Genomic DNA, 21692 nt, shown 5'->3' with positions numbered 1-21692 from the left:
ATGAGTTTTAACATCGCACTAAGTGGTCTGGACGCGACCAACACAGAGTTAAACACCATCAGCCACAACATTGCCAACGCATCAACGTACGGCTTTAAAGGTGGCCGCACAGAATTTGCAGCGGTTTACAACGGCATGCAACCGGGCGGCGTAGAAGTTGCGTCGATTTCTCAGAACTTCGATAAGAATGGTTCGGTGACAGGCACAGGCCGTGCAATGGACTTGGCGATCAACGGCAGCGGCTTCTTCGTGACGAAAGATCACATGGGGCAGATGCTTTACACTCGCGCAGGTGTGTTTGGCACTGATAAGAACAACTTTGTGACCGCAAATAACGGTGCCAAGTTGCAAGGTTACAGCGTAGACAACAATGCGAACCTTCAAACTGGCTCTGTTGGCGACATCAAAGTATCTACTTCTTCACTTAACGCAAAAGCGACCGACAATCTGGACTTTGTGGCGAACTTCGACGCAAGCGCAACGGCAGTCGATCAAGCGGTTTACCCATTCGATTCTTCCGATCCAAACTCATTCAACTCTTCTTACACCACTAAGGTGTACGACTCACTTGGCAACTCGCACACGGTAACGCAGTACTTCACCAAGACATCAGATAACGAATGGCAAGTGAACGTGGAAGTCGACGGTGCACCAACGACGCCAGCAACGGCTCAAACGGTTCAATTCAATACTGACGGCACGCTAGCTTCTCCAACGGGGTCTTTCAATGTTGCATTCCCAGCAGCAGGTGCAAACGCAATGAGCATTGATATCAGCTTGAACGGCAGCACTCAGTTTGGCGCTGCGTTTGGCGTGAGTACCAACAACCCGAACGGTTACACCTCTGGTGAGCTTGCGGGCGTTCGAGTGGAAGACAACGGCATGGTTTACGCGACTTACACTAATGGTCAGTCTCAGCTGCAAGGTCAGGTTGTGCTTGCGGATTTTGCTAACACGCAAGGTCTATCGAAAGTGAGCGGCACGGCTTGGACACAAAGCTTTAGTTCAGGCGCACCAATTATGGGTGTTCCGGGTACGGGCACATTGGGTGACTTAACACCGGGTGCGCTAGAAGGCTCTAACGTTGACTTAACCAGCGAGTTGGTTGCGCTTATGACGGCGCAGCGTAATTACCAAGCGAATGCGAAAACCATTTCGACCAACGACAAGCTAACTCAAGCTCTGTTCAACGCGGTGTAATGGGAGAGTCGCATGGATAGCTTGTTATTTACTGCCACGTCGGGTGCGAGTCGAGTTCTCAAAGCTCAGCACGTACGTTCGAACAACTTATCGAACGCTGACACCGCAGGTTTCCGTGCAGATATGGAACGCGTGCGTAGCGTTGAGTTACAAGGTGCGGGCTTTGATGGTCGCACTATGGTGGTGACCAACTCAGCCGCAACGCGTTTTGATTCTGGCGACATCATGAAAACTGGTCGTCCTCTGGATGTGGCGATCATGGGCGAGGGCTACCTCACCGTTGAAACACCAATTGGCAATGAAGCTTACACCCGAGCGGGCAACATCAAAGTCGATACCTTTGGTGCAATGAGCATCAATGGTTTCCCTGTTGTCGGTGAAAACGGACCAATCGTTGTGCCTGATTTTCAGAAGATTGAAATCAGTGAACGTGGCCGCGTTTCTGTGATTCCTCCGGGTGGTGGTGCAGAAGTGGAAGTGGGCACCTTGAAGATGGTGAAACCAGCAATCAACCAACTACAGAAAGAGAGCGACAGCTTGCTACACAGCGTAGATGGTGTGCCTTTCCCAGCGGATGAAACGGTGCAGCTTTCTCCAGAGCACATTGAGGGCAGTAATGTGTCTGCCATTGATGAACTGCTGAGCGTGATGTCGCTGACACGTAACTTCGAAATGCAAGTCCGCATGATGAAAACCGCAGAAACCTTGGCGCAAGCCGGAAACAAATTGATGGCGGCGAGATAACCCTTTCACAAAGGGGTTCTCGTCCAAAGGAGATAACCAATGCATTCAGCATTATGGGTAAGTAAAACGGGCATGGCAGCTCAAGATACCAAAATGACTGCCATCTCCAATAACCTAGCGAACGTTAACACGGTCGGCTTTAAGCGTGACCGCGTGGTGTTTGAAGACTTGTTTTACAGCATTCAGCGTCAGCCGGGCGCGCAAGTCGACCAAGTGAATGAACTGCCAAGCGGTGTTCAGCTTGGTTCCGGTGTTCGCGTTGTGGGTACGCAGAAAGTCTTCACCCAAGGCAACACACAAAACACCACGCAAGAGTTGGATTTAGCGGTGATGGGGCAAGGCTTCTTCCAAATCGAAAATTCTGACGGCCAGATCATGTACACACGTAATGGTCAGTTCCACATCAACTCAGAGGGGTTGATGGTCAACAGCCAAGGTTTGCCACTAGAGCCACAGATCCAAATCCCAGACAACGCGATTTCGTTCTCTGTGGGTGTGGATGGCACGGTAACAACCACGTCGGCTGACGACCCAACGCCACAGCAGTTGGGTCAAATCACGCTGGCGAAGTTCATCAACCCAGCGGGTTTAGAAGCCGTTGGCGGTAACTTGTTCCGTGAGACAGAAGCAAGTGGCCCTGCGGATGAATTGATTGCAGGCGAAGACGGAGCGGGCAGCATCAAACAGGGCGCTTTAGAAGGCTCAAACGTGCAGGTAGTGGAAGAGATGGTCGACATGATCACTACTCAACGCGCGTACGAGATGAACGCCAAAGTAGTTTCTGCCGCAGACGACATGCTGAAGTTTGTCGCGCAATCGATGTAAGTAAGAAATTGGTGATGATGAAGGAAAATGCAATGAAATGGCTTTCGAAGAGTTGGGCAGTTGCCGTCGTGTTGCTGGTGGGATGTGCAGGTCGTGATGAGTTTATTCCGCCAGAGCCAAACACAGACGAATACGCGCCGCCAGTGTTGGATTACACCTTGCCAGAGGCCAAGTCCGGTAGCCTTTATCGTCACCAATACACCATGACGTTATTTCAAGATCGCCGAGCCTACCGAGTCGGTGACGTTTTGACCGTGCAGCTCTCTGAAGAAACCTCTTCAAGCAAGAAGGCGGGCACACAGTTTGGCAAAAGCTCAACGGTAGACTTTGCTACGCCAACCATTGGCACCAAAACCATTGATGAATTGGGCGTGAGTATTGATGGCAGCCGTAACTTCGATGGCAGCGCATCCAGCTCGCAAGGCAACAAGTTACAAGGGGCGATCACCGTAACGGTACATGAGGTACTGCCAAATGGTGTGCTTCGCATTAGCGGTGAAAAGTGGCTCCGACTCAACCAAGGCGACGAGTTTATTCGCCTAACGGGCATTGTGCGTGTTGATGACATCAACCGCAGTAACCAAGTGTCTTCTCAACGTATTGCGGATGCTCGCATTACTTACGCTGGTCGTGGCGCATTAGCCGACAGCAACGCAGCCGGGTGGCTGACTCAGTTCTTCAACAGCCCATGGGTACCATTCTAATGAAGCCAATTAATACATTCTTTACTTCTTTCCTATTGGCTCTGACCTTGGGACTTCCTGCCACTTCACAAGCCGAAGTGGAAATTCCGATCATGGACTTGGTGGATGTGCAGGGCATCCGAGAAAACCAATTGGTCGGTTATGGTTTAGTCGTGGGCTTGGCCGGTCAAGGCGACCGTAACCAAGTGAAATTCACCGCTCAATCGATTACCAACATGCTGCGCCAATTTGGTGTTCAGATTGATGACAGTATGAACCCGAAATTACGTAACGTGGCGTCCGTAAGTGTTACCGCATCCGTTGACCCAATGGCGGGTCCAGGTCAAACATTGGACGTAGTGGTTTCCTCTATCGGTGATGCGAAAAGCTTACGTGGCGGCACGTTACTGCTCACACCACTGCGCGGTATCGATGGCGAAGTGTATGCCATTGCTCAAGGTAGCGTGGTTGTTGGTGGTTTGTCAGCCGAAGGCAGAAGCGGCTCAAAGGTTGAAGTGAACACGCCAACTGCGGGTCGCATTCCCAATGGAGCAACGTTGGAGCGAGAAATCGAAACCGACTTCAACCAGCGTGACGAAATCACGTTGAATCTGCGCAAACCAAGCTTTACCACGGCGAAAAACATCGCCCGTGAAATCAACAATACCTTTGGTCCGAACGTTGCGAAGGCCATCAACAAAGCGCGCGTCGAAATGCGTGCACCGATGGACACCCAACAGCGTGTCACCATGATGTCGATGTTGGAAGAAATGAGCGTGGAAGAAGGTCGCAAACCAGCTCGAATTGTTTTCAACTCACGTACGGGTACGGTGGTAATTGGTAAGAACGTGAAGGTTGGTGAAGCGGCAGTAAGCCACGGCAACTTGACTGTTCGAATCTCTGAATCTCAACAAGTCAGCCAACCAAACGCGTTTGCTGATGGTGAAACCAAAGTCGTGGATCAAACCCAAATCGAAGTAAACGAAGAGCAAGCGCAAATGGTGATTTGGCCTCCGGGTACGGAACTGAACACCATCGTCAACGCCGTAAACAGTTTAGGCGCAACGCCAACGGATCTGATGTCGATTCTGCAAGCATTGAACGAAGCGGGCGCGCTGAATGCTGAGCTTGTGGTGATTTAAGGAGTTAGCGATGAAGTTAGATACAAGCGGCGATCAAGCACAAATCAATACCATGCTGTATCACGACAACAGCGCCCTAGCGAGCATCAAGAAAAGCCGCGATCAAGAAGGTGCTCTTGAAGTGGTTGCGGGTCAATTCGAGGCGATGTTCCTACAAATGGTGTTACGCCAAATGCGCAGCAGCAGTGATGTATTAGCCGACAAAGACAGCCCGTTTGCTAGCCAACAACAAGGCGTGTTTCGCGATATGTACGATGGGCAATTGGCGATGGAATTGGCGAAAAAACAGAACTCCGGCATCGCCAATATGCTGATCCAGCAACTGAGCCCTTCAATGCGCGAAGTGGCGTTCGACCAATCACGCAATGTCTCTCCGGCGAACGATGGAAAAGTGGTCAGCCTTAAACGCACGTCACAACTTGAAAACGATGAAATCGCGATGAAGACCGACGCAGTTAATCCCACGCTACAAGCGGTCGCCTCTGTTAAACAAGTGCTCGGTGAAGCCGGAATGACGACCGCATTTACTCAGCCGCTGATCAGGAAAATGGAGCTGTAAATGAACCTTGTTAATATCGCCCTTTCAGGCTTAAACGCGAACCGTGTGGCGTTGGATGTGACCGCGCAAAACGTGGCAAACATCAACACGCCGGGATACAGCCGACAACAAGCGCTAACCGCGTCTGTTGGTGACGGTAAGTACAACAAGCTCAGCCCTGGCATGGGTGTTGAAGTGACGAGTATTCGCCGTGTCACAGACCAGTTTTTGGTGAAGCAAACGTGGTCTACCAACAGTTTAGCGGCGTATTCGGCGGGTTATACCACCGCTATGAGCCAGCTTGAGAACACGCTTGGCGCGGATGGATTCAGTGTTTCTGCGGGGTTAGATTCCCTCAATGCTGCGCTGAATGATGCCACAGTAAAACCAGAATCGATCCCATACCGTCAGCAAATCATTAATGAATCAGAAGCGTTGGCGCGCCGATTCAATATGTTAACTGAGTCTCTTCACAATCAGCATAAAGACATGAGTGACCAACGCACAGCGGCACTGAACCATGCCAATAGCTTGATGGCGAACATTGCGGATGTGAACAAGCAGATTGTCGAAATGCAAGGTACAGGCGGTAACCCAGCTCAATTGATGGACACTCGCGATGTGCTGATTGGCGAGCTTTCTCAAATCGTTGAAATCAAAACTACCGACCAACCAGACGGCAGCATGCAGGTGACACTCGCTTCTGGTCAGCCTTTGGTAATGGGGTCGGATTATGGTCAGCTGACAGCGAAGCCAGACCCAAGCGACCCATACCTTGCGGATTTGAGTGTCGATTTCGCCTCGCAAAGCTTTGTCATTGACCATTCGGTAGGTGGCAAGTTAGGCGCGATTAACGATTATCAAACCGAAGTGCTTAAGCCAAACCAAGTCGCTTTGGATGACATGGCAAAAGCATTGGCGGATGAATACAACGCTGTGCTGGCGACAGGGCAAGATCTCAACGGTAATCCGGGCAAGCCATTGTTTAGTTACGATCCGGCAAACCCAGCAGCAAGCCTAACCATTACTGATATCAGTGCGGAGGAATTAGCGTTCTCCAGCGATGGCACTCCGGGCAATGCAGATGTGTTGAATGACCTAATTCAACTGAGCAATAAGCCGGTTTCCGTTACTGGTTATGGATCACTGAGCTTAAACGATGCGTTCACCGCAATGGTCGGTGAAACGGCGATCAACGCACGCCAAGCAGAAGCGGATTATGAAGCTAAGGCGGCAATGAACAAACAAGCGCATGCCGCGCGCGACAACGTCAGTGCGGTGAACAGCGATGAAGAAGCGGCGAATCTGATGACATTTGCTAACGCACACAACGCCAACATGAAAGTCATTAGCACCGCTAACCAGCTTTTCGACTCTGTATTGCAGTTATTCTAAAAGGAACCCGAGATGCGAATCAGTGACAGTCAATTTAGCCAAATGATGCTGCAAAGCTTGCAAACCAACAACGCAGGTTTGGGGCATGTTCTTCAACAAATGGCCACGGGTAACCGACTAACCAAGCTTTCTGACGATCCTATGGCGTCGATAAAGCTGCTGAACCTTGAGCGTGAAAACAGCGCAATTGGCCAGTATCAGAGTAATATCGCTAACCTGAAAACCACACTCTCTGCTCAAGAAACCCATCTGGATTCGGTCAACGAGAGCTTGAAGAGTGTGCGTGATTTGGTGCTTTGGGGCGCGAACGGCACATTAACCGATGAAGACCGTAGTGGCATGATCATCGAGCTTAAAAGCTACCGTGATTCCATTGAATCCTCATTCAACGCGCAAGACGAAGAAGGCCACTACCTGTTTTCAGGTACTCAGACGGACACGCCGGCAGTGAGCAATGCTGGTGGTGCGTACCAAGTTGATGGGAACAGCGACAAACGCGTGGTCACCGTCGCAAAGGGCGTGACCATGGATTCCAATATGACGGCGAAAGAGATTCTGGAGCTTGGCGGTGGCGATAACGTATTGAACCAAATCGATGCTTTGATTGCAGAATTTGAGAACCCGAGTCCGAATTTTCAAGCGGAAGTAGACGCTAGCTTATCTGCCATTGATGATACCTTAGCGAACGTACTGGGGGCGATGACAGAAATTGGTGGTCGCCATAACAACCTTGACCTAATGGACAGCGCGCACGGTGAAAACAAGTTGTTCGTTGATAAGGTGACCAGTGACTTATCGGCATTGGATTACGGTGAGGCGTCAGTACGTTTGAGCAACTACATGGCGGCGTTACAAGCAACGCAAGCTAGCTACGTGAAGATCAACGATCTCAACCTGTTTGATCGTATTTAAGGAAGTTTTGTATGGTGATGAGCACAGTAGAGGTAAGACCCCATAGCATACGCTTAGGTGCGCAAGAACAAGCCTCTATCATGCCAACCCGCTCAGCGGATTCGAGCAGTGCGATTAAGCCGCGTCCTACGCAAGTTCAGGCTGACACCGCGTCAGCCTATTCCGTTTCCGGTATTCAGCTTACTCAAGGCCAGCAACAAGCAACTGCGGTGCAAATCGCCTCTAAGTCGTTGCAAGTGATTGGTAAAGAGCTGACTCAAATTAAGCGAGGTTTGACCCAAGCAGTCAACCAAGGCGTGCAGAACGTTCCCGGTTTGCAAGAAGGGCTAGTACGTTCTAAAGCGTCGATTCAACAAGTGGTTGAACAGGCGCGCTTTGACGGGCAGAAAGTGATTGATAACGAACTGCACCTCAAACTGGATAAAGCGGATACTCGCCGTTTCTCCATCCCCGGTTTGAACGTGCATCGTTTGAGTGAGAAAGCCGAGCAAATCCGCTTAGATTTTCCCCAAGGTCAATCGGTGATGATCCAATTTGATGGTCAAGCCGATGGTGCGCGCACCGTGAAAATGCTCGACCGCAGTTTGATTGCGATGGGCATGCGAGCATCACTGGCAGAAGACGGCACCATTTTGTTTGAAGCGCGCGATACGGCATATCAACAAATGCAGCAAAAGGTGCTAGTGACGGGCGAAGGTCATCGTTTTCCTGCAGGGCAAGCGAATGTTCTGAACCTAAAATCAGAACCGGATGGCATCGCTGAGTTGAGCTTTGATTTAGGCTCTCGTGATGGCATTAAGCAAACCATCGCCAAAGTGAATCAGCATATAAGGCAAGTACAAACCAGCTTGGAAGAAGCCAAAGCGTTTCACGGAGAATTGAACTCCCAAATGCGTACAGTGCAGAGCCAATCCAAGCAGTTAAGTGCTGCTGATGTCAATGCGAAACTCAATGGCTTTATGGCCACTTCCGGTCAGTTTAGCTCGACGTTCCAAGCGCTGAATGCACAAGCGAATGTTCGTCGTCATACGGTTGTGGCGCTGTTGAAATAGCGCTTTAAGAACACTCCAAGATTCCCTTCTCAATTCACCAGTGGTTGCGTAACCCAGAAAAGAGTTGGGAATCACCTTTCTTATCTTGAACTTTATTCCGCTTGCTCGACAGGCTCTGCGACCGAGCGGTGGAGTTTTTGAAATAACCATCCCAATCCAATCAGTGATGCACCTAGGCCCAAGAAACTGATCGCGCGCCAGAAGCCATCCAATGAACGGACATCCCACAAGAACACCTTAAGTGCGACGCACGCCAGCACGGCTAAGCCGATGCGTTGAATCGTCATTGCTTTGCGTGTTGCGCCAACCCAAGTCAGTAAGCCGCCAACAATCAAACCAGCAATCGAGTAAGTAAACAGCTCTGCCATGCCAGTCGGTTGCGCTAGCGTCATAGAGATAGGTTGCCAGAACTGGCGAATCGACATACCTAGCCAAATGGCTGCCAAGATAAGACCAAAGCTGGCGACCACAGGGCGAGGGATCTGCAACGTGTTCCAACGCTTGTAAGTGGTTACTAGCAAAACAATCGCAGGCAACAACCAGCCAAGAGACAGCATGTTGAACACAGGCATGGATTCAGCGGAAACATTATTGACCATCAACGGTGATTCAAGGCTATTGAGCAACATCATCAGCACAACAAAAGCGCCCCAAAGTAGGTAGCTGTATGCTTGATAAACGCGCTCTAGTTGCTGCGCAAACTGGCTGCGATAGCTGTAAACCAACCCCATCACCAATGCTTGGTTAGCAAACACAATTGCCGAAGTGAAATCGATGTAGCCAAGGTAGCCGTATTGTCCTGTGAGCCAGTAGTTGGTTTGGGTGAACACCGCCATCAAGAAGACGTGTAAGAACGCTCCTTCAAACCAATTGGCGAGTTCCGTATCTGAGCGATGTAAAACAGTGCGAGCGTAAGCAAGAATCGCCAACGACGGCAGGTAACTGATCAGCACCCAAGCCCAGTGTCCCGCATTAACAGGCTGCCACTCTGGAATAAACGGTAACAGAGTTAGACGTACGACTAAGATGCCCATGGCGACTTTGACTGCCCAACTCGCTGGGCGGAAAACATTGGCTTGAGTCTGCAACGCCATAACCGCCACTTGAATCGAAATAGCTGTCGTGAGCCATGTGTCATTCAGCCAAACGAAAGCCGTTCCGGCAATGATGGCATGCATGATTGCAGAGCATTCCAGTGCCAACGCTTGGAACCTTTGTCCAAGTAAGGCGTAGTAAACCGCAATTGCAGCGGTGAAGAGCGTCCAACCTAGAACATGACCGCTCATGAACTCGTAAGTGTAGAGCAGGGCAATCAAGGTCATCGCAGGGGCGAGCACAAGGAAGAGGATGCCCGTTAGTTGAGAGCGATCTCCACCGAGTGTCTGGAATAATGTTCGCAGTGCAATCAACACGATACTAATGCCGAGCGCGAGCAGTACTGGCGTTTGTCCTTCAGCCATGTAGATCGATTCAAGCGCAATAGAAAGCAGCATGATCGCGGTAGAAGGCACCAATATTGATGGTAAATAGACTCTTAATGACCAAGTTTTACGAATGGCGGGTAGCCAAATCATGGCAGTAAAGAAGGCATAGAAGTAAATCATCTCAGCGGTATCAACGCTAGACATGCGAGCTAATGCCGACAGCACTAATAATGTCATCGCGAGAGCAATACCTGTCGGTGGATGCGTCCATCTGCCTTGGCAATGACGGTAACGCGGTTTGAGCATCCAACCCATTCTTGGCACCGTAAACAGCAGGTACAAGCTCAGAGAAAGAAAGATCGCAAGCCATGAGAAAAGTTGCTCTATCGGCATGCTCTCAATCAGCAACAACATCCACAAAATATGCGGCACGGTAATCGATGGTGAAATCCAAGCGTGACGGATCTTTTGCATCAGTAGCGTTGCGGCAACTGAAATTGCAGTGATGTAGCCAGCGAGTAAGTAATAGTTAGGTTCTGCACCGCCAATCCAAAGTGGTGCAGAATAACCACCGATTAAGCCGAGCACGGCCATCAAAGGCCCTTGGCGTAGAGAAAGTGCTAAGCTCGAGAATGCTGCGCCCGCCAAGATCACCAGTGATGCACTTGGCGATAAGAGTTGATAGAAGACAAACGCAAAGATCACCGTGCAGTAGATGCCAGTTAACCCTGTTCCGGTGATGGCGGCAGGGACGTATGTAAAGCCTTTCGCTCGTCCTGCTCGGTCTGGGGATTTCTGCTCGCGACGATGGAACCATTCACCTGCTATCACGGTAGCAAGAGAGATAGAGAATGCGATGGTCACGCGCATGATTGGTGAGAACTCAATGTGGCTGCCAATCACTTGTACGAGGTAACCACCACCAATCAACATGGCGAGCGCGCCAACCCACACCAACCAGTTTTCTTGGATGTTGGTCAGCAGTTTATTGGCTTGTTTCTCAAATACGGATTCACTACTTTGTGCCAGACCACCGATGTGCACTTCATCGAGTGACGGGAGGCTCGGTTCGACAATTGGCGGTGGTACTTCTTTAGCAGCTAGAGGCGCAGAGGTTGGCTCTGAAACCAATGTTGGACCTGATTCAAGCGTCGGAGCACTAGGTCGTGCGGGCTGTTCTGGCGACGCCTGTTGTGGTTGAGAAGCGTGTTGCTCGGGTTCTGGAGTCGGCGGTGTATGTCTCTCAAACCAACGCGCGCGCAGTTCTGCCAGTTCTTTATGAAGCTGAGATACTTCGTCTTCGAGCCTCGATATTCGACCGACTGCTTTCAATGTGATGAGTAAGGCGCAAACCGCCAAGATAACCGCCAATGAGATAAACAACTGCTGCACTCCCTGTCCTTGTTTCAGAATCCTTAACTTTGAGCAACTTAGCTAAGCTTAGTTCACTGTGTGACAAGCTAACGCGATATACAACCGAGAACGATAGTTTTGAGATGGAGTCGCATATTTGGACGAACACTGGCAGCTTGTCTGCTCTACACTATATTCATAATAGATTTCAGAGTCTTAAATTGTGTAGAGCGTGAGCTCACCAAAATGACCATAAATATTAGGTGATAATTGATGCAAGTGGGCAACGAAGCGCTGGTGCTGTCAGCGGTTGGGGTTATTGGCTTAGGGTGCCAATGGTTAGCGTGGCGGATGCGTTTGCCGGCCATCTTATTCTTATTGTTGGCAGGTTTGATCGTTGGGCCATTCTTACAGTGGCTCAAACCCGATGAAATTCTCGGGGATTTACTCTTCCCCTTAGTCTCTCTCGCGGTGGCGGTGATTCTGTTTGAGGGCAGTTTAACCCTTAACTTTAAAGAGATTCGTGGGGTGAGCGGCTCGGTGTGGAGCATTGTCTCTGTTGGCGCGATCATCTCTTGGGTCGCAACCAGTGTTGCGACGCACTATTTTCTTGATTTTACTTGGGAGCTTGCGATTTTGTTCGCCAGTTTAACCGTCGTGACTGGTCCAACGGTGATTGTGCCGTTGCTGAGAACCGTGCGCCCAAGTTCCAAGTTAGCCAATATTCTGCGCTGGGAAGGTATATTAATCGACCCATTAGGCGCGTTGTTTGTGGTGATGGTGTACGAATTCATCGTCTCGCACAATGCCGTTAACAGTGTCGAAGTGTTTGGCACTATCATTGCGGTGGGCTTGATCCTCGGTGTCGCTTCTGGCGCTGCGGTGTCTACCGTTTTGCGTAGAGCTTGGTTGCCAGAATACCTTCAGCCATTTGCGGTTTTGATGGTCGTGCTAGGGGTGTTCTCGATTTCTAACCAAATGGAATCGGAAGCAGGTCTACTGACCGTTACCGTGATGGGCATGTGGCTGGCGAACGCCAAGGGCATCAATATTCAGCAAATCCTGCACTTTAAAGAGCACTTAACCATCTTGTTGATCACAGGGTTGTTCATCTTCCTAGCAGCACGCATCAGTCTTGATGATTTCGCGGCGCTTGGTAGCGGTGCGGTGTTGCTGTTTGTTTTCATGCAGTTGGTGTCGCGTCCACTTTCGATTTTCGCTTCAACCATTCGCAGTAACTTAACCTTCAAAGATAAGCTTTTCCTCTCGTGGGTTGCGCCGCGCGGTATTGTTGCGGCGTCCATCTCATCTCTGTTTGCTATCAAGCTAACGGAATATGGTATTTCAGAAGCCATGCTGTTGGTGCCAATGACCTTCATGGTGATCATCGGCACGGTGGTACTACAAAGTGCGACGGCGCGTCCTATGGCTAAAGCGTTGGGTGTGGCTGAGCCTGCACCAAGAGGTTTCCTATTGATTGGTGCAAACCGAGTAGCGCAAGAGATAGGTAAAGCGTTGGCGAGATACGATCGCAAAGTTCTGCTCACCGATTCAAACTGGGATTACATTAGCCAAGTTCGTATGTTGGGTTTAGACCATTACTACGGTAACCCGATCTCTAGCCATGCTGATGACAACCTGAATCTGATTGGTATCGGGCAAGTGGTGGCACTAACGCCAGACCAACACTTCAATATCATGGCGTGTATGCAATTTGTCGGCGAGTTTGGCGAAGATAAAGTACATTGCCTGCAGAAAACCAAATCTAACGGCAATGAAAAACACTCGGTTGCCGAGGAGTATCACGGCAAATTGCTGATGGGCGGCAACGTCAGTTACACCCAAATGGCGAGTTTGCTGAGCCAAGGTGCAGAAATCAAACACACTAAGTTGAGTGAGAGCTTCACCTACCAAGATTACCTTGAGCACCACAAAGACAATTTGGTGATTCCGCTTTTCCATGTTGAAGAGAAAGGCAAAATTCAATTCTGTGATGATCAGGACCAGTTCACACCACCCACAACCAGCACGGTGGTGGCGCTTATTCAATCCGTTGAGACTCAATAGCCTAAATGACATAGAGAACTGCCACTCTTGGCACATCGGAGTGGCAACATTGCTAATCGTTACCCAAGCTTAATAGAGCAGTGGGGCGCAGTGTTTTAAACGCTGCTCCTTAATATGATTCCTTAGTCATAAGGCCAGAGCCCACAAGGCTCGATTCGGTAAATAAATTGTTCAATTTCCGAATTTTCGCATTGACGGCAATGACAAGGATCGCAATACTGCGCGACTGTTTTACTTTAGGGTGACATTATGGCTCCGCAATCTAATCGAAAAGACTTACATCTAGACGCTGTTTTACATCATGACATGAACATGAAAAGCAAAACTGCGGGCTTTGAGTATGTCGAATTTGAGCATTGCGCATTGCCTGAATGTGACTTTAACACCATCGATCTTTCGAGCGAGTTTCTTGGTCACTCATTGGCGCTGCCGTTTTTGATCAGTTCCATGACGGGTGGCGCAAAAGATGCAGAGATCATCAACTGTCGTTTGGCAGAAGCGGCCAGTGAAATGGGCATTGCGATGGGAGTTGGCTCGCAACGAGTGAGCCTAGAAGACAGCCTACACTCAGGTTTGGGCAAAACCATTCGTGATCTTGCTAAAGGCGTGCCTTTGTATTCCAACTTAGGGGCCGCTCAACTGAGAGACAAGCAACGCCTCGAAAACGCTCAACGTGCGGTCGACTTCATCCAAGCGGACGCTTTATTTGTGCATCTCAACCCTATGCAAGAAGCCTTTCAGCAGAATGGTGACCATGATTGGATTGGCGTGCTCAAATCGATTGAACAGTTAAAACAGCGCGTCGATGTTCCAATGATCATCAAAGAGGTTGGCTTTGGCATCAGTGGCGCAGTTGCCAAGCAGCTTGTGGACGCAGGTGTAGATGCGATTGATGTTGCTGGCGCTGGTGGCACGAGTTGGTCTGCGGTTGAAGGTTACTGCCAAACAGACAACAAGATGCAGCGCGCTGCGGAGCTGTTTCGTGACTGGGGCATTCCTACGGCTAAGTGTTTAGAGCAAATCCACGCTCAGTACCCTAACTTACCTTTAATTGCTTCTGGTGGCGTACATAATGGCTTAGAAGCGGCAAAAGCGATTCATCTAGGTGCTAGCCTTGTTGGGCAAGCTGGTGCGGTATTAAAAGCCGCGACGATCAGTACGCAATCTGTCGTCGACCACTTTGAACAAATGGCATTAGAGCTACGTTTAGCATGTTTTGGTACTGGCTCTGCGAATCTCCAAGCATTGACCCAAGCTCGTCGTCTTTAGCTTCAATTAGGCTTGGACTCTGTCTAGGTCTCTGAGCTGTTCTAAAACTTGAACCTAAAAAAAATGTTGGGCTATTCGTCCTGATAACGATAGTTCTGCAAGGTTTTTACTAGAGCTTGCAAAACCGGGCCCATACCTCGGGTTCGAGAAACTAAACATCCAACTGTCGTGAGCCAGCCATCAAATTCGTGCGCAACGGGCAGGGCAACTAGCTTACCACTCTCAATCTCATTGCTGACCACTCTTTCTGGCAATAATCCCCAACCAACGTTTTGACATGCTAAGTCGGTCAGCGTCTGATGCGAATTAGCAAACCATAACTGAGTGCTGATGGCGTAACTGAACCATAGCTCTTTCCTTTGTGCGCTGCGCAGTACCAGTTGGCGATGGGCTTTGAGCTCCGCATCATGAACCACCGATAGCTGTGCCAATGGGTGAGAAGGCGAAGCCACGGTGAGAAAACGAGTGTGCCCAAGGGTAAAGAAATCCATGTCCATTTTTAGCTCGCCATCAGCTAACACGATACCCACTTGCGCTTTGCCATTTCGAATCAACTCTTCTACATCAAATGTCGGTGCGGTAATGATATCGAACTGTGTGATAGGGAATTGGTCAGCCAAGCTTGCAAATTGCGCCAGCAACGATTGGTTGATAAGAGATTCATCCACCGCAATCACTAGCTCGTGTTCGTAGGCTTGCTCTAATGACTCGACTTTTTGGTCGAAGAATTTTTGTTGATGCAGAATGGACTGAGCGATAGGCAATAGAGCTTTACCGCTATCTGTGAGTGTCGGTGTGTTTTTCTCTCGATTGAACAACTCTTGGTTAATTGCTATCTCAAGGTTAGCGATAGATTGGCTAACGCCTGATTGCGCGCGCCTTAGCTTTCTTGCAGCTGCGGAGAAGGAGCCGGTTTCGCACACGGTGACAAAGATTTTGAGTTGTTCAAAGCTGTACATTTCAGTACCTAAAGAGAACTTGGATGAGACTCATCCGGAAAGCATAATCGTAAGCTATCACTATTCGTGATGGTTGTTAACTTTCTCTTCGTTATCACGCTGTCATAATCGCCGCCACTTAGCTTGTTCCATGTGAAGTTGTGAGGTTTTTATGGGAGCGTTAGAGCGTGTTTTTCACGCCGTATTATTTGAAGTATTGGCAATCAGTTTATCCATTATTGGTTTGGCACTGTTTACAGATCATGAAGTCAGTGCATTATCAGGAACCATGATAGTCGTCGCAACCATTGCGATGATTTGGAATTTCTCTTCAACTGGATATTTGATCGCTTTGCGACAGGGGCAAAAGAGAAACGCACGATCCGACTTCGAATCGTACACGTGGTGTTGTTTGAAGCGGGTTTGTTATTTGCCACCATTCCGGCTATGGCGTGGATGCTAGAAGTCAGCATGTGGGAAGCGTTTGTCATGGACGTGGGCGTGACGATCTTCATCACCTTGTATGCGTTTGCCTTCAATTACATCTATGATCATGTTCGAGCGTATTTGGTTAAACGCCGAGTAACGACTTCGATGCAGTTAGGTTGAGTTGGCAGAAATTCGTCTCTTTTACGGAGAGAGAGTCGATAAATTGTCGCGGGCTTAACACGAACAGTGATATTTTGGGTATAGTTCATTCATCAATTGAAAGTGGAACCTAAATTTATGAAAAAACTGGTAATGCTACTGTTAGCAGCAACAGCGCTAACAGCATGTTCTGACGAAGTGGGTACAGAAGCTTGGTGTAAAGACATGCTTGAAAAGCCAAAGACAGAATGGACAACAGACAACGCGGTTGATTTCGCGAAGCACTGTGTTCTGCAAGATGGCATCGGTAGCGAGCAGTGGTGTAAAGACTTAAAAGAGAAGCCGAAAGGTGAATGGACGGCAAACGAAGCAACAGGTTTCGCTAAACACTGTGTGTTTTAACGCTTTTCATAATTAAATTCTCGAAGCAAAAAGCAATAAACGAATCCATCGTATTCATTGAATACGGTGGATTTTTTGTAAGTGGCGTTAAGTCGCACTAGGTGAGGGTTTTCCTCGCTCTTCTCAGTATTAAGTATCAAAAAAAGCATTTTACCGAAGCATAAGGCACTAATACTGCATCGAGTCTCGTTAAACTTGAATGGTTGGCAATTTCATATCACATGAGCATATGAGGTTGAATATGAGAACAATTTAAGGACGAGCATCTATGCAGTTATTGACGGGTAAATTGAGCCACTTCTCCAATCCTTCCGCGCATTCTGGCCTTACGTATTCAGATGAACAAAAAGAGATTCTTAGTGTAGCGAGCGCTAGGTTAGCGATAGACACGATTTCTCAATGGCCAGGTTATGCGGTTACGCCTCTTCATTCTTTGCATTCCATCGCAGATGGCATCGGAGTGTCATGCCTTTGGTATAAAGATGAATCACAAAGGTTTGGACTCAAGAGTTTCAAAGCGTTAGGTGGTGCGTACGCTGTTGCTCGTCAGTTGCAGAGTGTCATTTTGCAGCGTTATGGCAAACAGCCAACAATAAAAGAGCTGCTCCAAGGTGACTGGAAGTCAGAGGCGGCTGAAATCGTAGTCAGTTGTGCCACAGATGGAAATCATGGACGCTCTGTTGCTTGGGGCGCACAAATGTTTGGTTGTGGGTGTGTGATTTATATTCACAAAGACGTTTCAGAAGGTCGAAAACACGCCATGGAATCTTTTGGTGCGCAAGTGGTTAGAATATCTGGCAACTATGATGAATCAGTGCGCTTAGCCGACAGTGAAGCAAAAGTACACGATCGTGTGATCGTTTCCGACACGTCTTATGAAGGCTATATGGAAATCCCCAAAGATGTTGCTCTTGGCTATACCGTAATGTTGTCTGAAGTTGTTGCGCAGCTTGACGGCGAAATCCCGACTCACGTGTTTGTGCAAGGCGGAGTTGGTGGGTTAGCGTCCGCAGTTTGTGGTTATTTCTGGGATCTGTGGGGAGCTCAGCGCCCAAGATTTATTATCGTAGAGCCAGAACAAGCGAATTGCCTTCAAAAAAGTGCGCAAGCAGGGAAACCTATTGTTGTTGAGGGGGACTTAGAGACCTTAATGGCAGGGTTGGCGTGTGGCGAAGTATCAGTATTAGCGTGGGACATTCTTCATAACGGCGCAGATGATTTTATGACGCTAAGCGAAGACGCAATCCCTCAGGCGATGCAAATACTGGCAAAAGGTGAAAATCATATTGAAGCTGGGGAGTCCGCTGTTCCTGGTTTTGCGGCTGCAGTGCTCGCTCGCCAAGATAGCGACTATGCAACAGCGCTTGGTTTGGGACCAGAAAGTAAGGTATTAGTGATAGGTACAGAAGGGGCAACGGACCCTGAACTCTATCGAGAACTGGTGAAATGAGACTCTGAGTCTGTTTAAAGGCATCTGATCAGTTGAAATCGTTAAACGGCGCTTGAAAGGAGGCGCCGTTTTTATGTCTACTAATGATGGACTTTTCTCAATTTTCTCATTGGTCATCGATGGGAATTGTTAAACCCACTTTCACGTTGTCCATTACCACGTTGGTTTGAAAGCTCTTAATATTGGCATTATCGAAGAAAGCTTCTCGCGTAAACTTGTCATAACCTTCCATGTCTGCCGCAGTGACAATAAGAATAAAGTCTGAACTTCCAGTCACATAGTAACACTGTTGTACCGAGCGATTTGTTGTCATCTCTTTCTTAAAGTTATGCATCAAGTCGACTCTTTCTCTTTCCAACGTTACTTGCACAACAAAAGTCATGGTTTGGCCTACAGCCTTGGGATTAACAACAGAGACATCGGCTTGTATTACCCCTTGCGCCCTCATGCGCTTTAATCGACGCTGTACCGCTGCTGGCGATAGCCCTACCTGATCAGCAATAGTGTCTGAAGTCGCTCTATTTGAATGCTGGACAATGTCGAGAATTTTGCGGTCGAAACTATCGACGGAAAGTGGTGGCGTTGACGTCATGACGATCGATTCCTTTCTGCCTGTAATGGATGGAAGCCATATGGTGAGCTAATCATGCTCTGGCTCCGAATTGTGACCTCACTCATGAGCGAATGTCTTGTTTTTACTAATTAAAGGAAAACCACTATAGCTCACCAAAAATGCAGAAAATCCGCACAATATTGGAGTCATTCGATGAAATTCCTTGTTGTCGTCAAGGCATTATTAATCTTGTAAACAAAATGTAAAGCAATAATAAATCGAAACGAAAGGCGAATTGGCATTACCAAAACGTCAGTTTCAGCAAGATATTGATGGATAGGATGCGAGCATGGAAGTGGGATCAATAGCGCTACAGAATGAACTGGATAATCTTGCGAGCGCAGGTCGTGTGGGTGTTATTTCGCTGGCGACAGACTTTAATATCGAGAACGATTTACGCCAACTATTCCCACAAAATGTCGCTTCATTTACCAGTCGAGTGCGTAACTACAACCCGCTAACCATAGATAATCTGCGTCGTATGGAGCCTAGAATCCAAGAGGTTGCGGATACGATTCTTCCTGGGACAACGCTAGATGTGGTTATCTATGCGTGTACATCGGGCACTATTGCGATCGGTGAACAGCGCATTGCCGACCTTATTCAGGCACATCACCCCGATACAAAAGTGACAAACCCAGTCACTGCAGCACTCGCTGCTTTTGAACGATTGAACATAAAGCGTGTATCTATTCTTACGCCCTATACGCAAGCAGTAAACCAAGACGTGGCCGCCTTTTTCTCAACGGTAGGTATCGAAGTACTTAACATCGTAGGCTTTGATTTTGAAGATGACACCGCGATGACGTTCATCTCTCCAAATGATATTACTCATGCGGCAATACAAGCCTGTCATCCCGATGCTGACGCCGTTTTCATTTCTTGTACCGCGCTACGAGCGACCACGGTTATTCACGATATTGAAGCTGCGATAAACAAGCCTGTGTTGTCTAGCAATCAAGTACTGGCTTGGCACACTTTAGCTTTACTCCACTATCCCAAAAACATTAAAGGTTTTGGTCTCCTTTTAGATCAGCACTTACCACTAAATCTTTAATTACCCCGCTTTGAAACTGATTTTAAAGGACTTTTTGTTATGCATTCATCTACGCCTATCGACCCTAACCAGCTCTCCTCTGAATTGATTCAAAACATGATGGAATGGCGACAGCATTTGCATCGATTTCCTGAATGCGGGTTTGATGTTGATATGACGGCAGATTTCATTGTAAGCAAGCTGCAAAGCTTTGGCATCGAAGTGGTTCGTAATATCGGGAAAACTGGGTTAGTTGGGATCCTGCGTCATGGACAAAGTAAAGCCAGCATTGGTCTTCGAGCCGATATGGATGCGCTTCATGTCCATGAGAAAAATACTTTTTCTTACTGCTCTCAGCATGACGGGAAGATGCATGCCTGTGGGCACGATGGGCATTCAGCAATGCTACTCGGTGCGGCTTGCTATCTTGCTAAGCATGGCGGCTTTGATGGAACCGTTTATTTCATATTCCAACCGGATGAGGAACATGGAAAAGGCGCGCAAGCCATGATTGATGATGGGCTCTTTGAACGTTTTTCTATTGATGAAGTTTACGGCATTCACAACTTCCCCGGATTAGCGGAAGGAAAACTGATGGTGAGGCCTGGTTCATTAATGGCGAGTGAGAGCAGCTTTGAAATTGTGATTAAAGGCGTTGGTGGGCATGCGGCTTTACCACATCAAGGGATTGACCCTTTAGTAGTGGGGGCTCAGGTTGTGTTGGGCCTACAAACCATTGTTTCGAGAAGTTTAAGTGCGATTCACGACTCTGCGGTGGTATCCGCAACCGAGTTTATCACCGATGGGACGGTGAATGTGATTCCTACGACAGTGACCATAAAAGGTGATTGTCGCTGTTTTACCGAGCAGAGCCTTGAGATCATCAGAACACGTATGGAGCGAATTGTGGCTGGGATCTGCCAATCTGCAGGCGCTGATTATACCTTCGAATTCATCAATACATTTTATCCGACGATCAACAGCGATGAGCAAACCGCTTATGCCATCACGACGGCTCAGCAAGTTTTGGGTGACGAAAACGTAAATGGTAAGTGTGACCCGATAACCATCTCAGAAGATTTTTCCAGCATGTTGCGTGTTAAACCGAGGTGTTATGTGTTGCTTGGAAACGGCATCAACTCTGTAGGTGGGTGTGCACTGCATAATCCGGAATACGATTTTAATGACCGAATCTTGAAGTTCGGGGCAAGTTACTGGATTCAATTGGTAAGCAATCGATTGAATTCATTGTAAGGAGAATAGCTGGCGGAGGTTTTGGAAAGAAGTTGTCCTCTGTGAGTTCAGGATAAGCGTGAAATGAAGGGGTTCATTTTACGTGTCACTTGGAAGGAAAAGGAAAGAAAAGGATGAAAAAATTAAGCGCGGCAATTTTAAGCTTAGGCGTTGTGTTTGGTGTTCATGCCGAAACATGGAAGTTTGCTTCAGAAGAGGACAAAACGGACGTTCAAGATATCTACGCTCAGAAGTTTGCGGAGGTGATTAAGAAAGAATCGGATGGTGATATTCGTGTTCGTATTTACTACTACGGACAACTGGGCACTGAAAACGACATCGTCGAATTAGCAGCAAAAGGAACCATTCAATTCGTATCTGTTGGCGCAGGTCACTTAGGTTCATACGTTCCTGAAGTTCAGGCAGTCAGTTTGCCTTACGTGCTGGGTACGGATGAAAAAGTAACGCATCAGGTCTTAACGGAAAGCCCGACGATTTATAACCAACTCGCCCCTAAGTTTGAGAGTGTAAACCTAAAATTATTGTCCATGATGTCTGAAGGCGAGATGGTATGGGGAGGTAATAAACCGATTCGTACACCAGAAGATTTCGCCAATCAAAAGATCCGCACTTTTACGTCAACGATTCCTGTCGAAACTTACAAAGCATTTGGTGCAACGCCGACACCTTTATCTTGGGGAGAGGTTTATGGTTCGCTTCAATTGAAGACTATCGACAGCATGGTGAACCCTATTTAACCTGAGATCGGTTTAAGCCATCGCCATCAGCCCAGACTTTTCAGCATTGGTGATGTTGAGTGATGGCTTC

At 48.3% G+C, this 21692-nt stretch carries 18 protein-coding genes and 2 pseudogenes; 17 read left to right on the top strand and 3 right to left on the bottom strand.

Features of this window, described 5'->3' with window-relative positions; all coding sequences use genetic code 11:
* The 9 genes from flgE to OQJ86_RS17845 are packed head-to-tail and all read left to right on the top strand — an operon-like array spanning position 1 to position 8491.
* Positions 1-1200, top strand: coding sequence for a flagellar hook protein FlgE (gene flgE, locus OQJ86_RS17885; protein WP_005432427.1), 1200 nt, complete (start codon positions 1-3; stop codon positions 1198-1200).
* Positions 1201-1212: 12 nt separating this feature from the next.
* The gene (flgF, locus tag OQJ86_RS17880; protein WP_005432425.1) at positions 1213-1944 is read left to right on the top strand and encodes a flagellar basal-body rod protein FlgF; all 732 of its coding nucleotides are present in this window, start codon (positions 1213-1215) and stop codon (positions 1942-1944) included.
* Between the two features lie 39 nt (positions 1945-1983).
* Entirely contained in the window at positions 1984-2769 is a 786-nt protein-coding gene (gene flgG, locus OQJ86_RS17875; protein WP_005432423.1) for a flagellar basal-body rod protein FlgG, read from the top strand.
* 32 nt (positions 2770-2801) lie between these two features.
* Positions 2802-3473: a flagellar basal body L-ring protein FlgH gene (gene flgH, locus OQJ86_RS17870; protein WP_038868279.1), complete on the top strand. Its 672-nt coding sequence runs from the start codon at positions 2802-2804 to the stop codon at positions 3471-3473.
* Positions 3473-4594, top strand: coding sequence for a flagellar basal body P-ring protein FlgI (locus tag OQJ86_RS17865; RefSeq protein ID WP_265988828.1), 1122 nt, complete (start codon positions 3473-3475; stop codon positions 4592-4594). The genes flgH and OQJ86_RS17865 overlap by 1 nt, the downstream gene beginning before the upstream one ends.
* Before the next feature lie 10 nt (positions 4595-4604).
* The gene (locus tag OQJ86_RS17860) at positions 4605-5153 is read left to right on the top strand and encodes a rod-binding protein (RefSeq protein WP_265988826.1); all 549 of its coding nucleotides are present in this window, start codon (positions 4605-4607) and stop codon (positions 5151-5153) included.
* The gene (gene flgK / locus OQJ86_RS17855; RefSeq protein ID WP_265988824.1) at positions 5154-6527 is read left to right on the top strand and encodes a flagellar hook-associated protein FlgK; all 1374 of its coding nucleotides are present in this window, start codon (positions 5154-5156) and stop codon (positions 6525-6527) included.
* Positions 6528-6539: 12 nt separating this feature from the next.
* Positions 6540-7439 carry a flagellar hook-associated protein FlgL gene (gene flgL / locus OQJ86_RS17850; protein ID WP_038895883.1) on the top strand — a complete coding sequence of 300 codons (900 nt, stop codon included), beginning with the start codon at positions 6540-6542 and terminating at the stop codon, positions 7437-7439.
* A gap of 11 nt (positions 7440-7450) precedes the next feature.
* On the top strand, positions 7451-8491 hold the full coding sequence (locus OQJ86_RS17845; protein WP_265988821.1) for a flagellin: 1041 nt from the start codon (positions 7451-7453) through the stop codon (positions 8489-8491).
* 92 nt (positions 8492-8583) lie between these two features.
* Here the strand turns inward: OQJ86_RS17845 and OQJ86_RS17840 are convergent, their stop codons facing one another.
* Positions 8584-11307 carry a DUF2339 domain-containing protein gene (locus OQJ86_RS17840; RefSeq protein ID WP_265988819.1) on the bottom strand — a complete coding sequence of 908 codons (2724 nt, stop codon included), beginning with the start codon at positions 11305-11307 and terminating at the stop codon, positions 8584-8586.
* A 234-nt stretch (positions 11308-11541) separates the two neighbouring features.
* On the opposite strand from OQJ86_RS17840, the gene OQJ86_RS17835 reads away from it, so the two are divergent.
* Both OQJ86_RS17835 and fni read left to right on the top strand, forming a co-directional pair.
* Positions 11542-13335, top strand: coding sequence for a cation:proton antiporter (locus OQJ86_RS17835; RefSeq protein ID WP_265988817.1), 1794 nt, complete (start codon positions 11542-11544; stop codon positions 13333-13335).
* Between the two features lie 249 nt (positions 13336-13584).
* Positions 13585-14604: a type 2 isopentenyl-diphosphate Delta-isomerase gene (fni, locus tag OQJ86_RS17830; protein ID WP_265988815.1), complete on the top strand. Its 1020-nt coding sequence runs from the start codon at positions 13585-13587 to the stop codon at positions 14602-14604.
* 71 nt (positions 14605-14675) lie between these two features.
* On the opposite strand, the gene OQJ86_RS17825 is transcribed toward fni, so the two are convergent.
* Positions 14676-15563, bottom strand: coding sequence for a LysR family transcriptional regulator (locus OQJ86_RS17825; protein WP_265988813.1), 888 nt, complete (start codon positions 15561-15563; stop codon positions 14676-14678).
* Between the two features lie 151 nt (positions 15564-15714).
* Between OQJ86_RS17825 and OQJ86_RS17820 the strand changes: the two are divergent.
* From OQJ86_RS17820 to OQJ86_RS17810, 3 genes and pseudogenes are all read left to right on the top strand, one after another.
* A pseudogene (locus OQJ86_RS17820) lies at positions 15715-16151 on the top strand (PACE efflux transporter).
* Positions 16152-16268: 117 nt separating this feature from the next.
* Complete coding sequence (locus OQJ86_RS17815) at positions 16269-16532, top strand: DUF3012 domain-containing protein (RefSeq protein WP_265988811.1); 264 nt, start codon at positions 16269-16271, stop codon at positions 16530-16532.
* Between the two features lie 268 nt (positions 16533-16800).
* Positions 16801-17982, top strand: coding sequence for a diaminopropionate ammonia-lyase (locus tag OQJ86_RS17810; protein ID WP_038868303.1), 1182 nt, complete (start codon positions 16801-16803; stop codon positions 17980-17982).
* 106 nt (positions 17983-18088) lie between these two features.
* On the opposite strand, the gene OQJ86_RS17805 is transcribed toward OQJ86_RS17810, so the two are convergent.
* Positions 18089-18574, bottom strand: coding sequence for an Lrp/AsnC family transcriptional regulator (locus OQJ86_RS17805; RefSeq protein ID WP_038868305.1), 486 nt, complete (start codon positions 18572-18574; stop codon positions 18089-18091).
* Positions 18575-18884: 310 nt separating this feature from the next.
* On the opposite strand from OQJ86_RS17805, the gene OQJ86_RS17800 reads away from it, so the two are divergent.
* The 3 genes and pseudogenes from OQJ86_RS17800 to dctP form a co-directional block, all read left to right on the top strand.
* Positions 18885-19652: an aspartate/glutamate racemase family protein gene (locus OQJ86_RS17800; RefSeq protein WP_038868307.1), complete on the top strand. Its 768-nt coding sequence runs from the start codon at positions 18885-18887 to the stop codon at positions 19650-19652.
* Between the two features lie 39 nt (positions 19653-19691).
* The gene (locus tag OQJ86_RS17795) at positions 19692-20885 is read left to right on the top strand and encodes a M20 aminoacylase family protein (RefSeq protein ID WP_265988807.1); all 1194 of its coding nucleotides are present in this window, start codon (positions 19692-19694) and stop codon (positions 20883-20885) included.
* Between the two features lie 113 nt (positions 20886-20998).
* Positions 20999-21619 (top strand): annotated as a pseudogene (gene dctP, locus OQJ86_RS17790) (TRAP transporter substrate-binding protein DctP); the annotation flags it as partial.
* Between the last annotated feature and the right edge of the window lie 73 nt (positions 21620-21692).

It is taken from the genome of Vibrio sp. Sgm 5 (genome assembly GCF_026241575.1).
Taxonomy (GTDB): domain Bacteria; phylum Pseudomonadota; class Gammaproteobacteria; order Enterobacterales; family Vibrionaceae; genus Vibrio; species Vibrio jasicida.
The sequence above is the reverse complement of the archived record's forward strand: the minus strand, read 5'-3'. Positions and strand labels throughout refer to the sequence as shown.